Origin of the sequence: Brevundimonas sp. SL161 (assembly GCF_049896985.1) — a bacterium.
In the GTDB taxonomy this organism is placed as follows: Bacteria; Pseudomonadota; Alphaproteobacteria; order Caulobacterales; family Caulobacteraceae; genus Brevundimonas.
On sequence record NZ_JAFCVJ010000015.1, the window covers coordinates 59,871 to 77,625 of the forward strand.

Annotated in this window: 24 protein-coding genes and 1 tRNA gene; 8 read left to right on the top strand and 17 right to left on the bottom strand. The window is 66.9% G+C overall.

Features of this window, described 5'->3' with window-relative positions; genetic code table 11:
* Positions 1-20: 20 nt before the first annotated feature.
* Positions 21-110: transfer RNA gene (locus ACP7AU_RS11675), tRNA-Ser, on the bottom strand.
* A 100-nt stretch (positions 111-210) separates the two neighbouring features.
* Here ACP7AU_RS11675 and ACP7AU_RS11680 point away from each other — a divergent pair.
* From ACP7AU_RS11680 to ACP7AU_RS11710, 7 genes are all read left to right on the top strand, one after another.
* Positions 211-372 (top strand): hypothetical protein, encoded by a 162-nt coding sequence (locus ACP7AU_RS11680; protein ID WP_426051499.1) that lies wholly within the window; start codon positions 211-213, stop codon positions 370-372.
* Positions 348-1,133 carry a septal ring lytic transglycosylase RlpA family protein gene (locus tag ACP7AU_RS11685; RefSeq protein WP_426051500.1) on the top strand — a complete coding sequence of 262 codons (786 nt, stop codon included), beginning with the start codon at positions 348-350 and terminating at the stop codon, positions 1,131-1,133. The genes ACP7AU_RS11680 and ACP7AU_RS11685 overlap by 25 nt, the downstream gene beginning before the upstream one ends.
* Complete coding sequence (tmk, locus tag ACP7AU_RS11690) at positions 1,105-1,731, top strand: dTMP kinase (protein ID WP_426035772.1); 627 nt, start codon at positions 1,105-1,107, stop codon at positions 1,729-1,731. Before ACP7AU_RS11685 ends, tmk begins: the two co-directional genes overlap by 29 nt.
* Positions 1,728-2,708 (top strand): DNA polymerase III subunit delta', encoded by a 981-nt coding sequence (locus ACP7AU_RS11695; protein ID WP_426051501.1) that lies wholly within the window; start codon positions 1,728-1,730, stop codon positions 2,706-2,708. Before tmk ends, ACP7AU_RS11695 begins: the two co-directional genes overlap by 4 nt.
* The gene (locus ACP7AU_RS11700; RefSeq protein ID WP_426035768.1) at positions 2,708-3,487 is read left to right on the top strand and encodes a TatD family hydrolase; all 780 of its coding nucleotides are present in this window, start codon (positions 2,708-2,710) and stop codon (positions 3,485-3,487) included. Before ACP7AU_RS11695 ends, ACP7AU_RS11700 begins: the two co-directional genes overlap by 1 nt.
* Positions 3,484-4,287, top strand: a complete 804-nt coding sequence (locus ACP7AU_RS11705) for an MBL fold metallo-hydrolase (protein ID WP_426051502.1) — start codon at positions 3,484-3,486, stop codon at positions 4,285-4,287. The genes ACP7AU_RS11700 and ACP7AU_RS11705 overlap by 4 nt, the downstream gene beginning before the upstream one ends.
* Positions 4,288-4,349: 62 nt before the next feature.
* Positions 4,350-4,532, top strand: a complete 183-nt coding sequence (locus ACP7AU_RS11710; RefSeq protein WP_131251093.1) for a DUF3606 domain-containing protein — start codon at positions 4,350-4,352, stop codon at positions 4,530-4,532.
* 13 nt (positions 4,533-4,545) lie between these two features.
* On the opposite strand, the gene lpdA is transcribed toward ACP7AU_RS11710, so the two are convergent.
* The 11 genes from lpdA to ACP7AU_RS11765 form a co-directional block, all read right to left on the bottom strand.
* Complete coding sequence (lpdA, locus tag ACP7AU_RS11715; RefSeq protein WP_426051503.1) at positions 4,546-5,952, bottom strand: dihydrolipoyl dehydrogenase; 1,407 nt, start codon at positions 5,950-5,952, stop codon at positions 4,546-4,548.
* A gap of 2 nt (positions 5,953-5,954) precedes the next feature.
* Positions 5,955-6,437 (bottom strand): glutathione peroxidase, encoded by a 483-nt coding sequence (locus ACP7AU_RS11720; protein ID WP_426035762.1) that lies wholly within the window; start codon positions 6,435-6,437, stop codon positions 5,955-5,957.
* A gap of 4 nt (positions 6,438-6,441) precedes the next feature.
* Positions 6,442-7,731: a pyruvate dehydrogenase complex dihydrolipoamide acetyltransferase gene (locus ACP7AU_RS11725; protein WP_426035760.1), complete on the bottom strand. Its 1,290-nt coding sequence runs from the start codon at positions 7,729-7,731 to the stop codon at positions 6,442-6,444.
* Positions 7,728-8,036, bottom strand: coding sequence for a DUF5076 domain-containing protein (locus ACP7AU_RS11730; RefSeq protein WP_426035758.1), 309 nt, complete (start codon positions 8,034-8,036; stop codon positions 7,728-7,730). The genes ACP7AU_RS11725 and ACP7AU_RS11730 overlap by 4 nt, the downstream gene beginning before the upstream one ends.
* Entirely contained in the window at positions 8,033-9,397 is a 1,365-nt protein-coding gene (locus ACP7AU_RS11735; protein ID WP_426051504.1) for a pyruvate dehydrogenase complex E1 component subunit beta, read from the bottom strand. Before ACP7AU_RS11735 ends, ACP7AU_RS11730 begins: the two co-directional genes overlap by 4 nt.
* Positions 9,394-10,428, bottom strand: a complete 1,035-nt coding sequence (pdhA, locus tag ACP7AU_RS11740) for a pyruvate dehydrogenase (acetyl-transferring) E1 component subunit alpha (protein WP_426035754.1) — start codon at positions 10,426-10,428, stop codon at positions 9,394-9,396. The genes ACP7AU_RS11735 and pdhA overlap by 4 nt, the downstream gene beginning before the upstream one ends.
* Before the next feature lie 124 nt (positions 10,429-10,552).
* The gene (locus ACP7AU_RS11745; RefSeq protein ID WP_426051516.1) at positions 10,553-10,870 is read right to left on the bottom strand and encodes an FtsB family cell division protein; all 318 of its coding nucleotides are present in this window, start codon (positions 10,868-10,870) and stop codon (positions 10,553-10,555) included.
* Positions 10,871-11,021: 151 nt separating this feature from the next.
* A complete protein-coding gene (gene eno / locus ACP7AU_RS11750; protein WP_426035752.1) occupies positions 11,022-12,299 on the bottom strand; it encodes a phosphopyruvate hydratase in 1,278 nt (425 codons plus the stop codon).
* Between the two features lie 99 nt (positions 12,300-12,398).
* On the bottom strand, positions 12,399-13,010 hold the full coding sequence (locus ACP7AU_RS11755; protein WP_426051505.1) for a hypothetical protein: 612 nt from the start codon (positions 13,008-13,010) through the stop codon (positions 12,399-12,401).
* Positions 13,011-13,128: 118 nt separating this feature from the next.
* On the bottom strand, positions 13,129-13,311 hold the full coding sequence (gene rpmF / locus ACP7AU_RS11760; protein ID WP_029416334.1) for a 50S ribosomal protein L32: 183 nt from the start codon (positions 13,309-13,311) through the stop codon (positions 13,129-13,131).
* 122 nt (positions 13,312-13,433) lie between these two features.
* The gene (locus ACP7AU_RS11765; RefSeq protein ID WP_426051506.1) at positions 13,434-13,664 is read right to left on the bottom strand and encodes a GNAT family N-acetyltransferase; all 231 of its coding nucleotides are present in this window, start codon (positions 13,662-13,664) and stop codon (positions 13,434-13,436) included.
* 37 nt (positions 13,665-13,701) lie between these two features.
* On the opposite strand from ACP7AU_RS11765, the gene ACP7AU_RS11770 reads away from it, so the two are divergent.
* Complete coding sequence (locus tag ACP7AU_RS11770; protein ID WP_426051507.1) at positions 13,702-14,052, top strand: hypothetical protein; 351 nt, start codon at positions 13,702-13,704, stop codon at positions 14,050-14,052.
* Here ACP7AU_RS11770 and ACP7AU_RS11775 read toward each other — a convergent pair whose 3' ends face one another.
* The 5 genes from ACP7AU_RS11775 to ACP7AU_RS11795 form a co-directional block, all read right to left on the bottom strand.
* Positions 14,053-14,583 carry a GNAT family N-acetyltransferase gene (locus tag ACP7AU_RS11775; protein ID WP_426051508.1) on the bottom strand — a complete coding sequence of 177 codons (531 nt, stop codon included), beginning with the start codon at positions 14,581-14,583 and terminating at the stop codon, positions 14,053-14,055.
* Positions 14,576-15,691, bottom strand: coding sequence for an NAD(P)/FAD-dependent oxidoreductase (locus tag ACP7AU_RS11780; protein ID WP_426051509.1), 1,116 nt, complete (start codon positions 15,689-15,691; stop codon positions 14,576-14,578). Before ACP7AU_RS11780 ends, ACP7AU_RS11775 begins: the two co-directional genes overlap by 8 nt.
* Positions 15,688-16,143: a type II toxin-antitoxin system RatA family toxin gene (locus ACP7AU_RS11785; protein ID WP_426051510.1), complete on the bottom strand. Its 456-nt coding sequence runs from the start codon at positions 16,141-16,143 to the stop codon at positions 15,688-15,690. The genes ACP7AU_RS11780 and ACP7AU_RS11785 overlap by 4 nt, the downstream gene beginning before the upstream one ends.
* Positions 16,144-16,150: 7 nt before the next feature.
* Positions 16,151-17,113, bottom strand: coding sequence for a lipoyl synthase (gene lipA, locus ACP7AU_RS11790; RefSeq protein WP_426051511.1), 963 nt, complete (start codon positions 17,111-17,113; stop codon positions 16,151-16,153).
* 157 nt (positions 17,114-17,270) lie between these two features.
* On the bottom strand, positions 17,271-17,755 hold a 485-nt coding region (locus ACP7AU_RS11795; RefSeq protein ID WP_426051512.1), incomplete at its 5' end, for an IS30 family transposase.

Consider the following 17,755-nt stretch of genomic DNA (forward strand, 5'->3'; position numbering starts at 1 on the left):
CGACAACCTCGCGCGCGGCGTGGCGGAAGCGGTGGGATTCGAACCCACGGACGGCTTTCACCGTCGCTGGTTTTCAAGACCAGTGCCTTAAACCACTCGGCCACACTTCCTTATTGGCAGCCTGAATGGCCACCTGTCCGGCTGGAGAGGGGCCATAGCAGCGCATCGCGCGTTAACCAAAACGGAAATCGGTTCCGCGATGATTTCACCATGTCGATGTCGCCCGTCCTCCTTCGCCACGCCTTCCGGGTCGTGGTCGTCGCCGCCGCGACGGCCCTGCTGGCCGCCTGTGCGAGTGCGAGCGCGACGTCGGCGGTCTCTCCGGTCCCACGCGCGGCGGATCGCGTGTGGCGGACGCGGCTCCCGTGGTGACCGACCCGGCTCCGATCGTGTCGGGGACCATGCGCCGCTACCAGATCCGCGGGCGCTGGTATCAGCCGGAGGAGCAGCCGGACTATGACATCGTCGGCCTGGCATCCTGGTACGGCGACCAGTTCAACGGACGGCCCACGGCGACCGGCGAGCGGTTCGACATGCATGCCCTGACGGCGGCTCACAAGACGCTGCCGTTGCCCGGTCTGGTCGAGGTGACGAACCTGGCCAACGGTCGTCGGGTCGTGCTGCGGGTCAACGATCGCGGGCCCTTCGTCGATGATCGGATCATCGACCTGTCGCGCGGCGCGGCCGAGGCGCTGGACATGCTGTCGCGCGGCGTCGGCGAGGTGAGGGTCCGCTATATCGGTCGCGCCCCGCGTCTGGGCGGCGGAACAGTGCTGCAGATGGCGTCGGCGCCGCCTCCGCCCCCTCCGCTTCCGGCCGGGGCGCCCGTGGAGGCCGGTCAGAGATACTGGATCGAGGTCGCCGCCTATCGCGACCAGCCCGGCCCAGTCCGTCGCGGGGAGAATCGGTCGCTCCGCCCGCGTCCAGGCCGCGAGCGACCAGAGCATGTTCCGGGTCCTGATGGGGCCGTGGAACGATGCCGACGCCGCCGAACGGGCCCGCCGGTCGGTCATGGCCGACGGATTCGCCGACGCCCTGTTGATATCAGCGCCCTGAACCGACTGCGCCCTTGGCCCGGGCGGTCCGGATCGCCATTGTGCGCCGGTGACCCGAGGACATTTCATTACGCTTGAAGGCGGGGAGGGGACTGGAAAGTCCACCCAGGCCGCCAGACTGGTCGCCCGGCTCGCCGCGCGCGGTCTCGACGTCGTGCACACGCGCGAGCCCGGCGGCTCGCCCGGCGCCGAGGAGATTCGCCACATCGCCCTGAACGGCGACGCCGGCCGCTGGTCGCCCCTGACCGAGACCCTGCTGATGTTCGCCTCGCGCAGCGACCATCTGGAAAAGACCATCCGCCCGGCGCTGGCGGCCGGGCGCTGGGTCGTGTGCGACCGTTTCGCGGATTCCAGCCGCGCCTATCAGGGTGCGGGCGGCGGCGCGCCGGCGGACTTCATTGAGGCCCTGGACGACGTCATCGTCGGCGATGACCAGCCGGACCTGACCCTGATCTTTGACCTGCCGGTGGAGGTGGGTCTGGAGCGGGCGCTGGCGCGGGGGGGCGCGGAGACGCGGTTCGAATCCAAGGGGCTGGCGTTCCATCGCCGCCTGCGCGACGGCTTCCTGTCCGTGGCGGCCCAGCACCCGGAGCGCTGCCGGATCATCGACGCGACAGGCGAGCCGGATGCGGTCGCCGAGCGCGTCTGGCGGGCCGTGGAGCCGATCCTGCCGTGAGCGAGCATCCGCGCGATCGCTTCGATCTGGTCCCGTCGATGGAGGCGGAGACGGCCTTCCTCGACGCCCTCGAGCGCGGACGCCTGCATCACGCCTGGATGGTCTGCGGACCCGAGGGTCTGGGCAAGGCGACCTTCGCCTATCGCGCCGCCCGGCGTCTGCTGGGCGCGGCGCCGGATCCCTCGCGCGGCCCGCTCGGCGCACGGCCGTCCGATCCGGTCAGCCAGCTGATCTCTGCCCAGTCCCATCCCGACCTGCTGGTGCTGGAACGGCTCGTCGAAGGCGGCAAGACCAAGAAATCCATCTCGGTGGACCAAGCGCGCGACCTGCCGGAGTTCTTCTCCAAGAGCCCGTCCCGGGCGGCGTACCGGGTCGCGATCATCGACGCGGCCGATGACCTGAATCTCAATGCCGCCAATGCCTTGCTGAAGGTTCTGGAGGAGCCGCCTGAGCGCGGCGTGCTGTTCCTGGTGACCCATGCGCCGGGGCGGCTGCTGGCGACGATCCGTTCGCGCTGCCGCCGTCTGACCTTCCAGCCGTGGACCGAGGCGGCTGTGGCGACCCTGCTGGAGCGACAGACCGAACTCGAGGGCGACGAGGCCGAACGCATCGCCGGCATGGCGCGCGGCTCGCCGGGCGCCGCCCTGTTGCTGGCCACGGCCGCCAACCTCGAGCTCGATCGGCTGGCGCGCCGCTGGGTCGACGAAGGTCCGGTGGACCGCGCCGAACAGGTGTCGATCGCCGACGGTTTCCGGGGCGCGGAAGGACAGGCGCGGTTCGAGGCCCTGCTGGACCGGCTCGCCGCCGCCGTGAAGGCGCGGTCACTGGCTCAGGGAGGGCAGGGGGCCGCCTGGGCCGATCTGTGGACCCGGCTGACCGAGGCGCCCGAGCGGGCGGTCGCCATCAACCTGGACAAGGGCGACCTGCTGGCCGGGGCCCTGGCCGATCTGGCGCGCGTCAAAAGGATGGCGGGCTGATGCTGATCGACAGCCACATCAATCTCCACGCGCACCAGTTCGACGAGGACCGCGACGCCGTCATCGCCCGCGCCCGCGCGGCCGGGGTCGGGTTGATGGTCGAAATCTCCGACAAGCTTTCCACCTTCGAGGTCACCCATGCCCTGGCCATGGCGCATGCGGACATCTGGTGCACCGTCGGCGCCCACCCGCACGAGGCCAAGGACCACACGGCGATGACGGCCGACGATCTGGTCGCCCTGGCGGGCCGTCCGCGCGTGGTCGGCATCGGCGAGTGTGGTCTGGACTTCCATTATGACCTCAGCCCGCGCGAAGAGCAGGCCCAGGTCTTTCGCACCCACATCGAGGCGGCCCAGCGCACCGGCCTGCCGCTCGTGGTCCACACCCGCGAGGCGGACGCCGACATGGCCGCGATCCTGCGGGAAGGTCAGGCGAAGGCGCCGTTCCGCTTCCTCATGCATTGCTACACCAGCGGCGCAGAACTTGCGGAACAGGCAGCGGAAATGGGGGCGTGGTTCTCGGTCTCCGGCATCGCAACCTTCAAGGCGGCCGAGGACGTGCGCGAGGTCATCCGCGCCATGCCGACCGACCGGATCATCGTCGAGACCGACTGCCCTTATCTGGCGCCCGTGCCGCACAGGGGCCGCCGCAACGAGCCGGCCTATGTCGGCCATGTGCTGCAGGCCCTGGCCGACATCCGCGGATGGAGCCGGGAGGAGGCGGAGGCGAGCACGACGGACGCCTTCTTCAACCTGTTCGACGGAATTCCCCGCCCATGAGCGGTGAACTCGAGATCACCATTCTGGGCAGCGGTTCGTCCGGCGGCGTGCCGCGCGGCGACGGCGACTGGGGCGTCTGCGATCCCGCCGAGCCGAAGAACCGGCGCAGCCGCTGTTCAGCCCTGGTCCGGCGGCGCGGCCCGGTCGGCGACACGACCGTCCTGATCGACACCTCTCCAGACCTGCGCGAGCAGATGCTCAGAGCCGGTGTGAAGTCCGTGGATGCGGTCCTGTACACCCACGATCACGCCGACCAGACCCACGGCATCGATGATCTGCGCGTCTTCGCCATCCGGCGGCGGCAGCGTATCCCGGCCTGGATGGACGTCGCAACCCGCGACGCGCTGGTTCCGCGCTTCCCCTATATCTTCGAGAGCATAGAGGGTTATCCGGCGATCCTGGACCTCAGCGAGATGCCGGAGCATGGCGCGCATTGGGCCGTTGATGGTGCTGGCGGCCCTGTACCGGTCGTGACCTTCGATCAGGGACACGGGCCGATCCGGTCGGTCGGCTACCGGGTGGGATCGGTGGCGTATTCAAGCGACATCGACGCTCTGGACGATGCGGCGTTCGAGGCCCTGGCCGGATGCAGCCTCTGGATCGTCGATGCGCTGCGCTGGACGATCCATCCGACACACAGCCACGTCGATCGGACCCTGGAATGGATCGCGCGCAGCGGCGTCGAGCGCGCTGTGCTGACCAATCTGCACATCGATCTTGATTACAATGCCTTGGCGGCGCTTCTTCCGGCCAATGTCGAAGTCGGATTCGACGGCTGGACCGCAAACGTGCCGCTCTGACGGCTCTTCTGACACACAGAATTTCGCATAATATATCTTAGGCGCAAACAGGAAACACCTTCATGGCCGGTCTCAAGGACAAACGCGGCTTCATCGACAAGGACCGTCTCGACCTCTCCGAGCGTCAGGCTGTCGAATACTGGATGAAGCGCTGGGGCGTGACCCGCGACCAGATCAGCGCTGCCCACCGCAAGGCTGGCCGCATGGTCAAGGACATCGCCGCCGAGCTCGGCAAGAAGCGCTGAGGCCTCCTCACGCCTACAGGTGGATCGTCCGCCCGTAGGCGTCCAGCGCCGCCTCGTGCATGGCCTCCGACATGGTCGGGTGCGGATAGACGATGCCGTGGATGTCTTCCTCGGTCGCTTCCATTGTGATCGCGGTGACATAGCCCTGGATCATCTCCGTGACCTCGTGACCGATCATGTGGGCGCCGATCAGGGCGCTGGTCTTCGCATCGAAGATGACCTTGACGAAGCCGTCCACCTCGCCCGCGGCCACGGCCTTGCCGTTCACCCGGAACGGGAAGCGGCCGATCTTGACCTCGCGTTTGGCCTCGCGGGCGCCCTGCTCCGTGATCCCGACCGAGGCCACCTGGGGCTGGGCATAGGTGCAGCCGGCGATCGGCGAGTTGACATTCGGGGTCTTGTAGCCGGCGATGTATTCGGCGGCGTGGATGCCTTCGTGCGATGCCTTGTGCGCCAGCCAGGGCGCGCCGGCGCAGTCGCCGATCGCGTAGAGTCCCTTCACATTCGTGGCGCAGTGGCCGTCGATGGTGATGTGGCCTCGGTCCATGTTGACGCCCAGCGCCTCCAGTCCGATGCCGTCGGTGTTGGCGGTGATGCCGACCGCTGAGATACAGACCTCGGCCTCCAGCGTCTCGGCCTTGCCATCGGTCTCGATGGCGACCTGGACCCCCTTCCCGCTCTTGGACACCTTGGTGACCTTGCACCCGAGACGGAATTTGATGCCGCGCTTCTCGAACGACTTCTGTGCGGCCTTGGAGACCTCCTCGTCCTCGACCGGCATGATGCGGTCGACAGCTTCCACTACCGTAACTTCAGCGCCCAACGCTCTGTAGAAGCTGCCGAATTCGATGCCAATGGCGCCCGAGCCGATGACGACGATCGACGCGGGCATGGTCTTTGGCGCGAGAGCGTCGCGATAGGCCCAGATCCGGTCGCCGTCGGCCTCCAGGCCGATCTGCGGGATGGCTTTGGCGCGGGCACCGACGGCCAGCATGACCGCCTTCGCCTCGACCGTGCGCGATCCGCCCGCCTTGAGGTCGATAATGACCTTCGGAGCGGCGGCGCCCTTCTCCAGCCTCGCCGAACCCTCGATCACCTCGATCTTGTTCTTCTTCATCAGGAAGGTGATGCCCTTGCTCATCGTCGCCGCCACGCCGCGCGAGCGCTGGATGATGGCGTCGAAGTCGAAGGCCGCGCCCGATGCCGACAGGCCGTACTCCTTCAGGTGCGACAGGCTTTCGAACTTCTCACCGGACTTGAGCAGCGCCTTGGTGGGGATGCAGCCCCAGTTCAGGCAGATGCCGCCCAGGCTCTCGCGCTCGACGATGGCGACCTTCTGGCCCAGCTGGCTGGCGCGGATCGCGGCCACATAGCCCCCGGGGCCCGAACCAATGACGATGAGATCGAATTCAACGGCCATGATCAGAGCACCTTATCGATATCGGCCTTGATGGCCTCGGGTTCGACCTGGGGGGCAAAGCGGGCGACCACCCTGCCCTCGCGGTCGGTCAGGAATTTGGTGAAGTTCCACTTCACATCGCGGCTGCCGAGGAAGCCGCGCTTCTGGCGCGTCAGCCAGTCATAGAGCGGATGCCGCCTCGGCCCGTTGACCTCGACCTTGTCGAACATCGGAAAGCTGACGTCGAAGGTCGAACTGCAGAAAGACGCGATCTCCGCCGCCCGGCCAGGCTCCTGGGCGCCGAACTGGTTGCAGGGAAAGCCCAGCACCTCGAACGGTTGGTCGGCATACTGGCGATGCAGGGCCTCGAGCCCGGCGTACTGGCCGGTAAAGCCGCATTTCGAGGCGGTGTTGACGATCAGCAGCGCCTGTCCCCGAAACCGGTCCAGCGGAATCTCTGTCCCGTCGATCCCGGTGGCGGTGAAGTCATAGACCGATGCCGTCATCGCCCTAGGCCAGCATGGTGACGGGGTCTTCGATCAGCGGCTTGAACGCCTGCAGGAAGCGGGCGCCGGTCGCGCCGTCGACGACACGGTGATCGCAGGTGACGGTGACCGTCATTACGGTCGCCACGGTCAGCTGGCCGTTCTTCACGACCGCACGCTGCTCGCCCGCGCCGACGCTCATGATCGCGCCCTGGGGCTCGTTGATGATCGAGCTGAAGGCCTTGATCCCGAACATGCCGAGGTTCGAGACGCTGAAGGTGCCGCCCTGGAATTCCTCGGGCTTCAACTTCTTCTCACGGGCCCGTTTGGCCAGATCCTTCGACTCGACCGCGATCTGCGACAGGGACTTGGTCTCGGCCTTGAAGATGATCGGGGTGATCAGGCCACCATCGATCGCCACCGCCATTGCCACGTCAGCGTTGTGGTGCAGGGCGATGCCTTCTGGCGAGTAGCTGGCGTTGGCCTCAGGCACCGCCTTCAGGGCCATGGCGGCGGCCTTGATGACGAAGTCGTTGACCGAGACTTTGACGCCGCTTTTCTCGAGCAGGGCGTTGATCGTGGCGCGGGCCGCCAGGAGGGCGTCGATCTCGACGTCGATGAACAGCGGGAAGTGCGGCACGTTCTGCACCGCGCCGACCATGCGGCGGGCGACGGCCTTCTTCATCCCGTCCAGCGGGATCAGGTCGTAGCTGCCGTCCGGTATGCCCATGTCGGCCAGCGACTGGACCTTGCGGGTTTCGATGCCCGAGGCTGCGGTCGCGGGCGCAGCTGCCGGGCGGGCGCCGCCCTTGCCTGCGGCCTCCACGTCGGACCTGACGATACGGCCGTGCGGACCGGAGCCCTTCAGGGTCGACAGGTCGAGCCCGGCGTCCTTCGCCAGACGACGGGCCAGGGGCGAGGCGAAGACGCGGTCCCCGGACTTCGCGGCAGGGGCTGCGGCGGCGGGAGCCGGCGCGGCGGCCTTGGGGGTCTCGGCAGGAGCCGTGGCGGCTTCCGCCTTCGGAGTCTCGGCCTTCGCCGGTTCGGCGGCCTTCGGCGCGGGAGCGGCTGAACCGCCCTCTTCGGCCAGACGCGCGATCGGCGTGTTGACCTTTACGCCCTCGGCGCCCTCGGCCACGAGTATCTCGGTAATCGTGCCCTCGTCGACGGCCTCGACCTCCATGGTGGCCTTGTCGGTCTCGATCTCGGCGATCACGTCGCCGGCCTTGACGACATCGCCGACCTTGACGTGCCATTTGGCCAGAACGCCCTCTTCCATGGTGGGCGACAGGGCGGGCATCAGGATGTCGGTCATGCTTCGCTCTTGGTCTCGGCGATGGTCTGATAGCCGGGGCCGCCCAGGGCGGCTTCCAGCCCGGCCAGCACCTGGCGGTAGGTCTCGTCCTCATCCAGCCCCTTGGCCGCATGATAGACGTGGGCGACGTTCCGGGCCGCGATGGCCAGGATGCTTCCATAGGCCCGGGGGTCCTCGAAAGCCGGCTTGATCGCCATCACGGGTTCGCCGCGCGACCACCAGAAGCGCAGCATCTCGACCGCGTCGGGGTCGGAAGCCACACTGTCGGGGACCGTCAGCTGGAACTCGGACGGCTCGTCGGTCACGCCATCACCGCCTTCACGGCCGCGACGATCTTGTCGACACCGGGCAGCGACAGGACTTCCAGGTTGGCGGCATAGGGCAGCGGCACGTCTTCCTGGTGCACCCGCATCGGCGGCGCGTCCAGATAGTCAAAGGCATGCTCGATCACCCGGGCCACGACCTCGGCGCCGACGCCCATCGGACCCCAGCCTTCCTCGGCCGAGACCAGTCGGCTGGTCTTCCTGACGCTGGCGACGATGGTCTCGTGATCCAGCGGACGCAGGGTGCGCAGGTCGACGACCTCGCAGGAAATGCCCTCGGCCTCCAGCTGCTCGGCGGCCTGCAGGGCGAAGCCGACCATGCGGGCATGGGCCGTGATGGTCACGTCCGTCCCTTCGCGGCGGACCTTGGCCTTGCCGATTGGAACCAGCCAGTCCTCGACGTCGGGCACGTCGAACTCGATCCCGTACATCATCTCGTGCTCGAGGAAGACGACGGGATTCGGGTCGCGGATGGCCGATTTCAGCAGGCCCTTGGCGTCGGCGGCGTCATAGGGAGCGACCACCTTCAGGCCCGGAACCTGGGCGTACCAGGCCGAATAGTCCTGGCTGTGCTGGGCGCCGACGCGGCTGGCGGCGCCGTTCGGACCGCGGAACACGATGGGGGCCCGGATCTGACCGCCCGACATATACAGGGTCTTGGCGGCCGAGTTGATGATGTGGTCGATCGCCTGCATGGCGAAGTTGAAGGTCATGAACTCCACGATCGGCTTCAGGCCGGCCATCGCGGCGCCGACGCCCAGGCCCGCGAAACCATGCTCGGTGATCGGGGTGTCGACCACACGGCGGTCGCCGAACTCCTGCAGCAGCTCTCTGGAGACTTTGTAGGCGCCCTGGTACTGGGCGACTTCCTCGCCGATCAGGAAGACGTTTTCGTCACGCCGCATCTCCTCGGCCATGGCGTCGCGCAGGGCGTCGCGCACGGTCGTCTTGACCATTTTAGCGTCGGCCGGGATTTCCGGATCGCGCAATTCGACCTTCGGCGTCGCCGACGGCGCGGCGGCCTTCTTCTCAGGTTCGCCCGAAGCGTCAGCGTCAGCGGCAGGCGCGGGCGCCTCGACCTTCGGAGCCGGAGCGGCCGCGCCGGCCTCACCGGCCATGCGGGCGATCGGGGTGTTGACCTTCACGCCCTCGGAGCCTTCGGCCACGAGGATCTCTGCGATCTCGCCCTCATCGACGGCCTCGACCTCCATGGTCGCCTTGTCGGTTTCGATCTCGGCGATCACGTCGCCGGCCTTGACCACGTCGCCCGCCTTCACGTGCCACTTGGTCAGATTGCCCTCTTCCATCGTGGGCGACAGCGCCGGCATCAGGATGTCGGTCACGCTGCGGTCTCCACATAGACGTCGGTATAGAGTTCGGACGGATCGGGCTCAGGGCTTTCCTGGGCGAACTGGACCGCTTCGGCGACGATCTGTTTGATCTCCGCGTCTATGGCCTTGAGCTCGTCCTCGGTGGCCTTGGCCTGTTCGAGCAGCATCTTGACGTGGTCGATCGGGTCGCGGGTCTTCTTGACCTCGTCGACCTCGTCCTTGGACCGGTATTTGGCCGGATCCGACATCGAGTGACCGCGATAGCGATAGGTCTTCACCTCGAGGATGAAGGGACCGCCGCCCTCCCGGGCTCGCTTCACGGCGCGTTCGACCGCGTCCTTGACCGCCAGCACATCCATGCCGTCGACCTGTTCGCCCGGAATGCCGAAGCTCGAGCCGCGCATGTAGAGTTCGGTCGTGGACGACGAGCGCTCGATGCTCGTGCCCATGGCGTACTGGTTGTTCTCTATGATGTAGATGGCCGGCAGCTTCCACAGCTGGGCCATGTTGAAGCTCTCGTAGACCTGACCCTGGTTCGAGGCGCCGTCGCCGAAATAGATGAAGGCGACCGAGTCATCACCGCGGTATTTGCCCGCGAAAGCCAGGCCGGTGCCCAGCGCGACCTGGGCGCCCACGATGCCGTGGCCGCCGTAGAAGCCGGTCGGGACGTCGAACATGTGCATCGACCCGCCCTTGCCCTTGGACGACCCGCCAGAGCGACCGGTCAGCTCGGCCATGACCTCTTTCGGGTCCATGCCGGCGGCCAGCATGTGGCCGTGGTCGCGATAGCCAGTGATGATCTTGTCATGGCCCTGCCTGACGCTCTCCTGAACGCCGACGGCCACGGCCTCCTGGCCGATGTAGAGGTGGCAGAAGCCGCCGATCAGACCCATGCCGTACAACTGTCCGGCGCGCTCCTCGAAGCGGCGGATCAGGACCATCTCGCGATAGTACCTGAGCAGGTCCTCCTTGGACGCCGCCGGCGTGTTTGGAATCTTGGCGGACCCCTTGGAATCCGTGGTCTTCTGGGCGGCTCTCGCCATCCGGCATCTCCCGGGTGAGCCCATGGCGAAACGCGCCGTTCGGGCCTCTTGTCGTTACGGAAAGCGGCTGTAGCAGCCTTCCTTCCCCAAACGCAAAGCACGCTACCCGGGCTGTAACAAGAGTTCAGGAGACGGTTTCACTCGCTGCGGTCGGCGTGACGGCGACAGTGCGCACGACATAGTCGCGCGGATCGCTGAAACCGAGCACGGCGCGGGCCCGCTCCTCGAGTAGATCACGCGACAGGCTGCCCGTACGCAGATAGCGCACGCGGATCTCCAGGTCGGCGCGCTGCTCGGTCAGGGCGGTGAGTTGCGCCTCGCGCTGGTCCAGCCGTGCGTCGCGGGCGGCGCCACTGAGCAGACCCCGCTCCCCCGTCAGCGCCTGAACTCCCAGGTACACGACGAGCAAAAAGAGGAAGGCAGACAGCGAGTAGGGCTTCATCCGTTCGGGCAATACGAACGCTCCTTCTGAGCGTGGTCACACAGTTGATCGTTTGTGACCGGAAATGCCTAACAAACCCTAGCTCTGCCGTAGAATTACGTAACGTGGACTGAAGAGGCCGACGTCGACGACGACCCGCCCCTCCTGCGGCCTATTTCAGCAGCATTCCGTCGCCGTAGTAGCTGGCCTGATCGCCCAGAAGTTCCTCGATACGCAGCAGTTGGTTGTACTTGGCTGTGCGGTCCGAACGGGCCAGGGAGCCGGTCTTGATCTGTCCGCAGTTGGTGGCCACGGCCAGGTCGGCGATGGTCGAATCCTCGGTCTCGCCCGAACGGTGGCTCATGACGGCCGTGTAGCCGGCGCGGTGGGCCATATCGACGGCGTCCAGGGTCTCGGACAGGGTGCCGATCTGGTTGACCTTGATCAGGATGGAGTTGGCCAGGCCTTCGCCGATGCCGGCGGCCAGGCGCGCCGGGTTGGTGACGAACAGGTCGTCGCCGACGATCTGGACCCGCTCGCCCAAAGCATCCGTCAGCAACTTCCAGCCCTCGAAATCATCCTCGGAACAGCCGTCCTCGATCGAGACGATGGGGAAGCGTTCGCACAGGTCGGCGAGGTAGGCGACCATCCCCTCTCCGTCCAGAATCTTGCCCTCGCCCTTCATGTTGTAGGCCCCGTCCTTGAAGAACTCGGTCGCTGCGACGTCCAGGCCCAGGTGGAAGTCCTCGCCCGCCAGATAGCCGGCCGCCTGCCCTGCCTTGGTGATGAAGCTCAGTGCCTCCTCGGCCGAGGCCAGGTTGGGAGCGAAGCCGCCCTCGTCGCCGACGTTGGTGTTGTGGCCCGCGTCTTTCAGCTGCTTCCGCAGCGCGTGGAAGATCTCCGAGCCCATCCGCAGACCTTCCGAGAAGCTCTCGGCGCCGGTCGGCAGGATCATGAACTCCTGGATGTCGATCGGATTGTCGGCGTGGGCGCCGCCGTTGATGATGTTCATCATCGGGGTCGGCAGGACGCGGGCCGAGATGCCGCCGACATAGCGGAACAGCGGCAGACCAACGGAGATGGCGCTGGCCTTGGCGACCGCCAGCGACACGCCGAGGATGGCGTTGGCCCCGAGGCGGGCCTTGTTCTCGGTGCCGTCCAGGGTGATCAGGGCCTCGTCGATACGCCGCTGATCCTCGGCGTCCATGCCGGACAGGGCGTCGAAGATCTCGCCGTTGACCGCGTCCACCGCGTTCTGGACGCCCTTCCCGCCCCAGCGGTCCTTGTCGCCATCGCGAAGCTCGACCGCCTCATGCGCGCCGGTCGAGGCTCCCGAAGGCACTGCCGCGCGGCCGAAGCTGCCGTCATCCAGAACCACATCCACCTCGACCGTGGGATTGCCCCGGCTGTCGAGAATCTGGCGGGCGACGATGTCGGCGATGTCGGTCATGGGAGCCTTCGAGGTGCGAGGGAGAGCAGGCTCCGGGGTTTAGCCCGACGCCTGCGAATCGCCAAGGCGCGCGGACCTCCAGGTCCGGCGCTCCAAGGGTTAAGAGCAGCCTTCGACCAGCTGGATGTCCGGCCCGCCGACGTGGACGATCTGGACCCTGCCCTCGCCATTGATCTCGTAGCGAACGCCGCGCGCGGCGGCGTCCTGGACAAAGGCCCCGGCTGTCGCCGGACCGCCCGTGGCCCAAACGAAAATGTCCTCGGCCGGCGGCGCGGAATATTTGTGCGGCTGGGCCACGGCCAGGGGACCGTAGGCGGCCTTGATGGCGGCGGCCGTGTCGCCGACGCCGAAGCCGCGATCCGTCTTCAGCGTCGAGGGGGAGGACACTGAGATTCGGGTCAGGACGCCGTCCTGGATCATGACCAGCACGCCCTCGGGCGCGCGGGCCGGACGCCACTGGTCGCAGACCTCGGGCTCGGCGCTGCCGGCCGAGTTCGGATCGCTGTCGTCGCCCAGGGCCGTGACGACCTCGGCACGGGTCATGCCGATGACCAGGGGGCCATAGCCGCCGGCCGTCAGGGCGTTGGGGGCTGGCGCCGCCGGCGGGGTTGCGGCGGGGGTTTCAGGCGCAGCAGCAGGCTCGGTCGCATCCGGCTGGCTGCAGGCGGCGAGCAACAGGGCGGCGGCGGTGGCGGAAAGCGTGCGGATCACGGGGGCGCTCCTCGTTGGATGAGAGGCCATAAACGCACGAAAACGGCGCGCGGGTGAACCGCGCGCCGCAAACTTCACCGTTTCGTCATGAGACCGGAGCGCGATCCCGCGTCGAAAACTAGTCTTCCTTGGGCGTCAGGACCTGGCGACCGCGATAGGTTCCGGTCTTCAGGTCGATGTGGTGCGAACGACGCAGCTCACCCGTGTCCTTGTCCTCGGTGTACGGGTTCGTGCCCAGGGCGTCGTGGGCGCGGCGCATGTTGCGACGCGAGGGCGATACTTTGCGCTTAGGAACGGCCATGTCCGTCTCGATCTCGTATACGGCGCCGGTTCCCGCAGGGGCCTGACGCAAAAAACAGAAGCGGCGGCCCCTCGAAAGAGCCGCCAGCGAGCGCGGGCTTATGCCTCAAGCCGGACAGAAGTTCAACCCTCCTGACGCGTCTGCCGGCGAGACCGTTCTAGGCCGTAGCCGAGCGCGCCCGCTGCCGTATTGGCGATCATCGCGTCCAGCCAGGCGCGCGACTGTTCGATGTCGTCATGCGGCGGGGTCGACCACCAGCGCATGGCCTCCCGGTGCGACAGGACGGCGTGGATGGCGTTCAGAGCCTCAGGGCGGGCGGAACGAAGCCTCAGCCGGGACGTGGTGATCTCCATGCCCCGAGCCTTGCCGTATCCGGCCTGACCGCGTCAAATGCCCACCATGACCGAGCCCAACGCCCCTTGCCCGCCCCCCAGCAAGACGCTTCGGCTGTGGCTGATCATCGGTTCGATCGTCGCCGTGCTCGCGATCATCCCGGCCGGCATGATGGGGATGATGTCCGTGATGGCCACCGACGCGGGCGTGAACACGATGATCTATGTCTTCATCTTCACGATGATGAGCTTCCCGCTGGCCATTATTTTGGGGCCGGCCCTCGGCTGGATCGCCTATTGGCTAAGGTACGAGCGGCTATCGTGGATACTGCTGTTCTCGCCGTTAGCCTGGGTTGTCGCCCTGATCATCATCTTCAGCCTCGGCTTCGGGCAGCCGAACCCGATCTGATCAGGCCAGCGCCTTCTCCATAACGACGAAATACAGGTCGTCGCGCAGCGCCGTGCCCAGCCGCAGGTTCCCGTAGTCGAAGGCGAGGGTTCGGCCGGTGTCGGCGTAGCCCAGCCGCTCGTACCAGGCGATCAGAGTGTCGCGCTGGGGAAAGACGGAAATCCGAATCAGCCGCGCCCCGAATCGCTGCGCCATCGCGTCTTCCGCCGCCGCGACCATCCGGCGGCCCAGCCCCGAAGCCTGCCGCGTCGGGCTGACCGACAGCATGCCGAAATACCCGGCTCCGTCCGGTTGCCGCTGGATGCGGATGCAGGCCAGCAGATCCTCGCCGTCCCAGGCCGTCAGCATCGCCTGTTCCGGATCGGCGACAATCTCTGAGAGCTCGTCCGGATCGGTGCGCTGTCCGGTCAGGAGATCGGCCTCAGTGGTCCAGCCCGCGCGCGAGCTCTCGCCGCGATAGGCGCTCTCCACCAGCGCGTGCAGCGCGGGGATGTCGCCGGGGGCAGCGTCTCTGACGATCGTCTCAGTCATGGCTCAACATATCCGCGACCGCTTCGCCGATGGCCAGCGAACTGGTCAGGCCCGGGCTTTCGATGCCGAACAGTGCGACCAGGCCCTCGATGCCGTGATGGTCGCGCCCGCTTAGCTGAAAGTCCGGCTGATGCTCGCCGGCCCCATGCAGTTTCGGCCGGATGCCGGCATAGTCGGGCGTCAGGGCGCCGTCCGGCAGCCCGGGCCAGAAGCGGCGGATATAGGTCGCGAACCCCTCGGCCCGAGCCGGATCCACGGAATAGTCCTCGGTCTCGACGTATTCGAGATCCGGCCCGAACACCGCCTGCCCGCCCAGGTCCTTGCGGTAGTGGGTGCCCAGCGCCCCGGCGATCGGCGGCGGATAGATCAGCCGCTCGAACGGCGCCTTGCCCGTCAGCCGGAAATAGACCCCCTTGCCGAAATGGCCCCTGGGAATGCTTTCGGCCGGAAAGCCGTCGATCCGCCCCGCGACCTCCTGCGACGACAACCCGGGCGCGGTGACCAGCAGGCGACAGGTCAGGGTCGCCCCGCCTTCCCCGCCGGCCGTGATCGTGAACCCGCCGCCCGGCAGGAGCGCGGCGCGCTCGAACGGTGTCGAGACCACGACCGATCCCCCGCCGTCCGCGATCTCGCCCTCCAGCGACAGCATATAGTCGTGGCTGGCGAACACGCCGCTCTCGGGCGACAGGATGGCGGCGTGGGCGTTCAGCTCGGGCTCCATCGCCCGCGTCTGTTCACCTGACAGATGCTCCAGCCCCTCGACGCCATTGGTTGTCGCCTGGACGAAGATCGTCTCGATCAGCCCGATCTCGTCTCCCTGAGTCGCCACGACCAGCTTGCCGCATTTGCGGTAGTCGATCTTGTGCGTCTCCAGATAGGCGTAGAGCGCGCGCCGACCCTCGACGCAGAACTTCGCCTTCAGCGACCCGGTCGGATAATAGAGCCCGCCGTGGATGACCTCTGAGTTCCGCGAGGACACGCCCTGGCCGATGTGCGGCTCCTTCTCGAGCACGAGCACGCTTAGCCCCCGCTTCGACAGCGCCCGCCCGCAGGCCAGGCCGACGGCCCCGGCCCCCACCACGACCGCGTCGAAGTCGAAATCCGTCATTCGGGCTTTCCGTAGCGCCGCGCCGCCTCTTCCTCGAAACTGCCGATCAAGGAAGACACCGCGCGATCGAAATTGGCCTGGAGCGCGGCGTTGAGCAGCGGCGACTTGAAGGCGAAGTCGATCATGAACTCCAGCCGGGTACCCTCTGGAATCGCATGGAAAATCCAGCGGTTCTTCAGGTGTCGAAACGGGCCGCGCAACATGCCGACATTCACCGATGGCACGTTACGGTCATGCCGCACCCAGGTGGAAAACCGCTCCTTCAGGAACGAGAATCCGACGGCCGCCTCGGCGTCCAGCAAGGACACGCCGGGGCTTTCCTCACGCCGGTTCCACACCCGCATGGCGCTGACCCATTTGACGAAGCGCGGATAGGCCTCCACGTCCGCCACCAGATCGGCGAGCTGGGCGGGCGTATAGGGCAGGACTCGGGTGACGCGGTGGACGGCCAAAAGGTCGTCAGCGTCCCGTTTGCGCCAGACGCGCCGCCCTCAGCCGGGCGAAGTCGTCCCCGGCGTGGTGCGACGACCGCGTCAGCGGGCTCGACGACACCATCAGGAAGCCCTTGGCCCGGGCGATCGCCTCATAGGCCTTGAACTCTTCGGGCGTCACGAACCGGTCGATGGCGGCGTGTTTGCGCGTGGGCTGCAGGTACTGGCCGATGGTGATGAAGTCGACGCCGGCGGAGCGCATGTCGTCCATCACCTGCATGACCTCCTCCTTGGTCTCGCCCAGACCGACCATTATGCCGGACTTGGTGAACTGTTTGGGGTCGCGTTCCTTGACCATCTGCAGCAGGCGCAGCGAGTGGAAATAGCGCGCCCCGGGCCGGATCTTCAGATACAGCCGCGGTACGGTCTCCAGGTTGTGGTTGAACACGTCGGGCGTCGAATCGATGACCACCTCGGCCGCCCTGTCCTTGCGCAGGAAGTCGGGCGTCAGGATCTCGATCGTCGTGTTGGGCGCCTGCAGGCGGATCTGACGCACGACCTCGGCGAAGTGGGCCGCCCCGCCGTCGGAGACATCGTCCCGGTCCACCGAGGTGATCACCACATGGTTCAGACCCAGCTGCGACACGGCCAGCCCGACCTTGGCCGGCTCTTCCGGGTCCAGCGGCTGGGGCAGGCCCGTCTTGACGTTGCAGAAGGCGCAGGCCCGCGTGCAGGTGTCGCCCATGATCATCAGGGTGGCGTGTTTCTGGCTCCAGCACTCGCCGATGTTCGGACAGGCCGCCTCTTCGCAGACAGTGACCAGCCCCTTGGAGCGGACGATGTCCCGGGTCGCATTGTACTGACCCGATCCCGGCGCCTTGACCCTGAGCCAGTCAGGCTTGCGCAGCACAGCCGTCTCGGGCCGGTTCTGCTTTTCCGGATGACGCATGTCTGACGGCTTGCGCGTCAGGGTGTCGATGAGGGTGACCATCGAGGCGGGCCGGGCTCCAGGAACTTGAACAGGGTATGTCGTCGTTCCGCCTTCGGAAGGCAAGTCACGGCCTGTGTCGGTGTGCAAGCGCGCCTGACTGACCCAGATGGACCCGCCCTTAAACAGACTCGCTCAACGGCCGCTAAGGGTGGCGGGCTCAACTGATCGCTGCAACACACGCGGCGAAGGTCTCCGCTGGCGTCCGATAGAGCAAGGTCTTTCTGGGCCGTTCATTGAGCTGCCGGGCGATGGCGTTTAGCTGGGGCTGGCTGTGCAGGGACAGGTCGGTTCCGTGCGGCAGATACTGGCGCAGCAGCCGGTTGGTGTTCTCGTTCGAGCCGCGCTGCCACGGTGACCTGGGATCGCAGAAGTAGACCTCGACGTTGGCGGCCAGAGCCAGCCGCTTGTGGTCAGCCAGCTCCTTGCCTCGATCCCAGGTCAGGGACTGATAGAGTTCGCCGGGCAATTTCCTAGACTGCTTGATCAGGGCGGTGACGACGCTTTCGGTGTCCTTGTTGGCGACCTTGACCAGCATCACGTAGCGCGAGTGACGCTCGACCAGGGTGGCGACGTAGCTGTTCTGGGATCCGCCGATCAGGTCGCCTTCCCAGTGGCCGGGGACGGCGCGGTCCTCGACGCAGG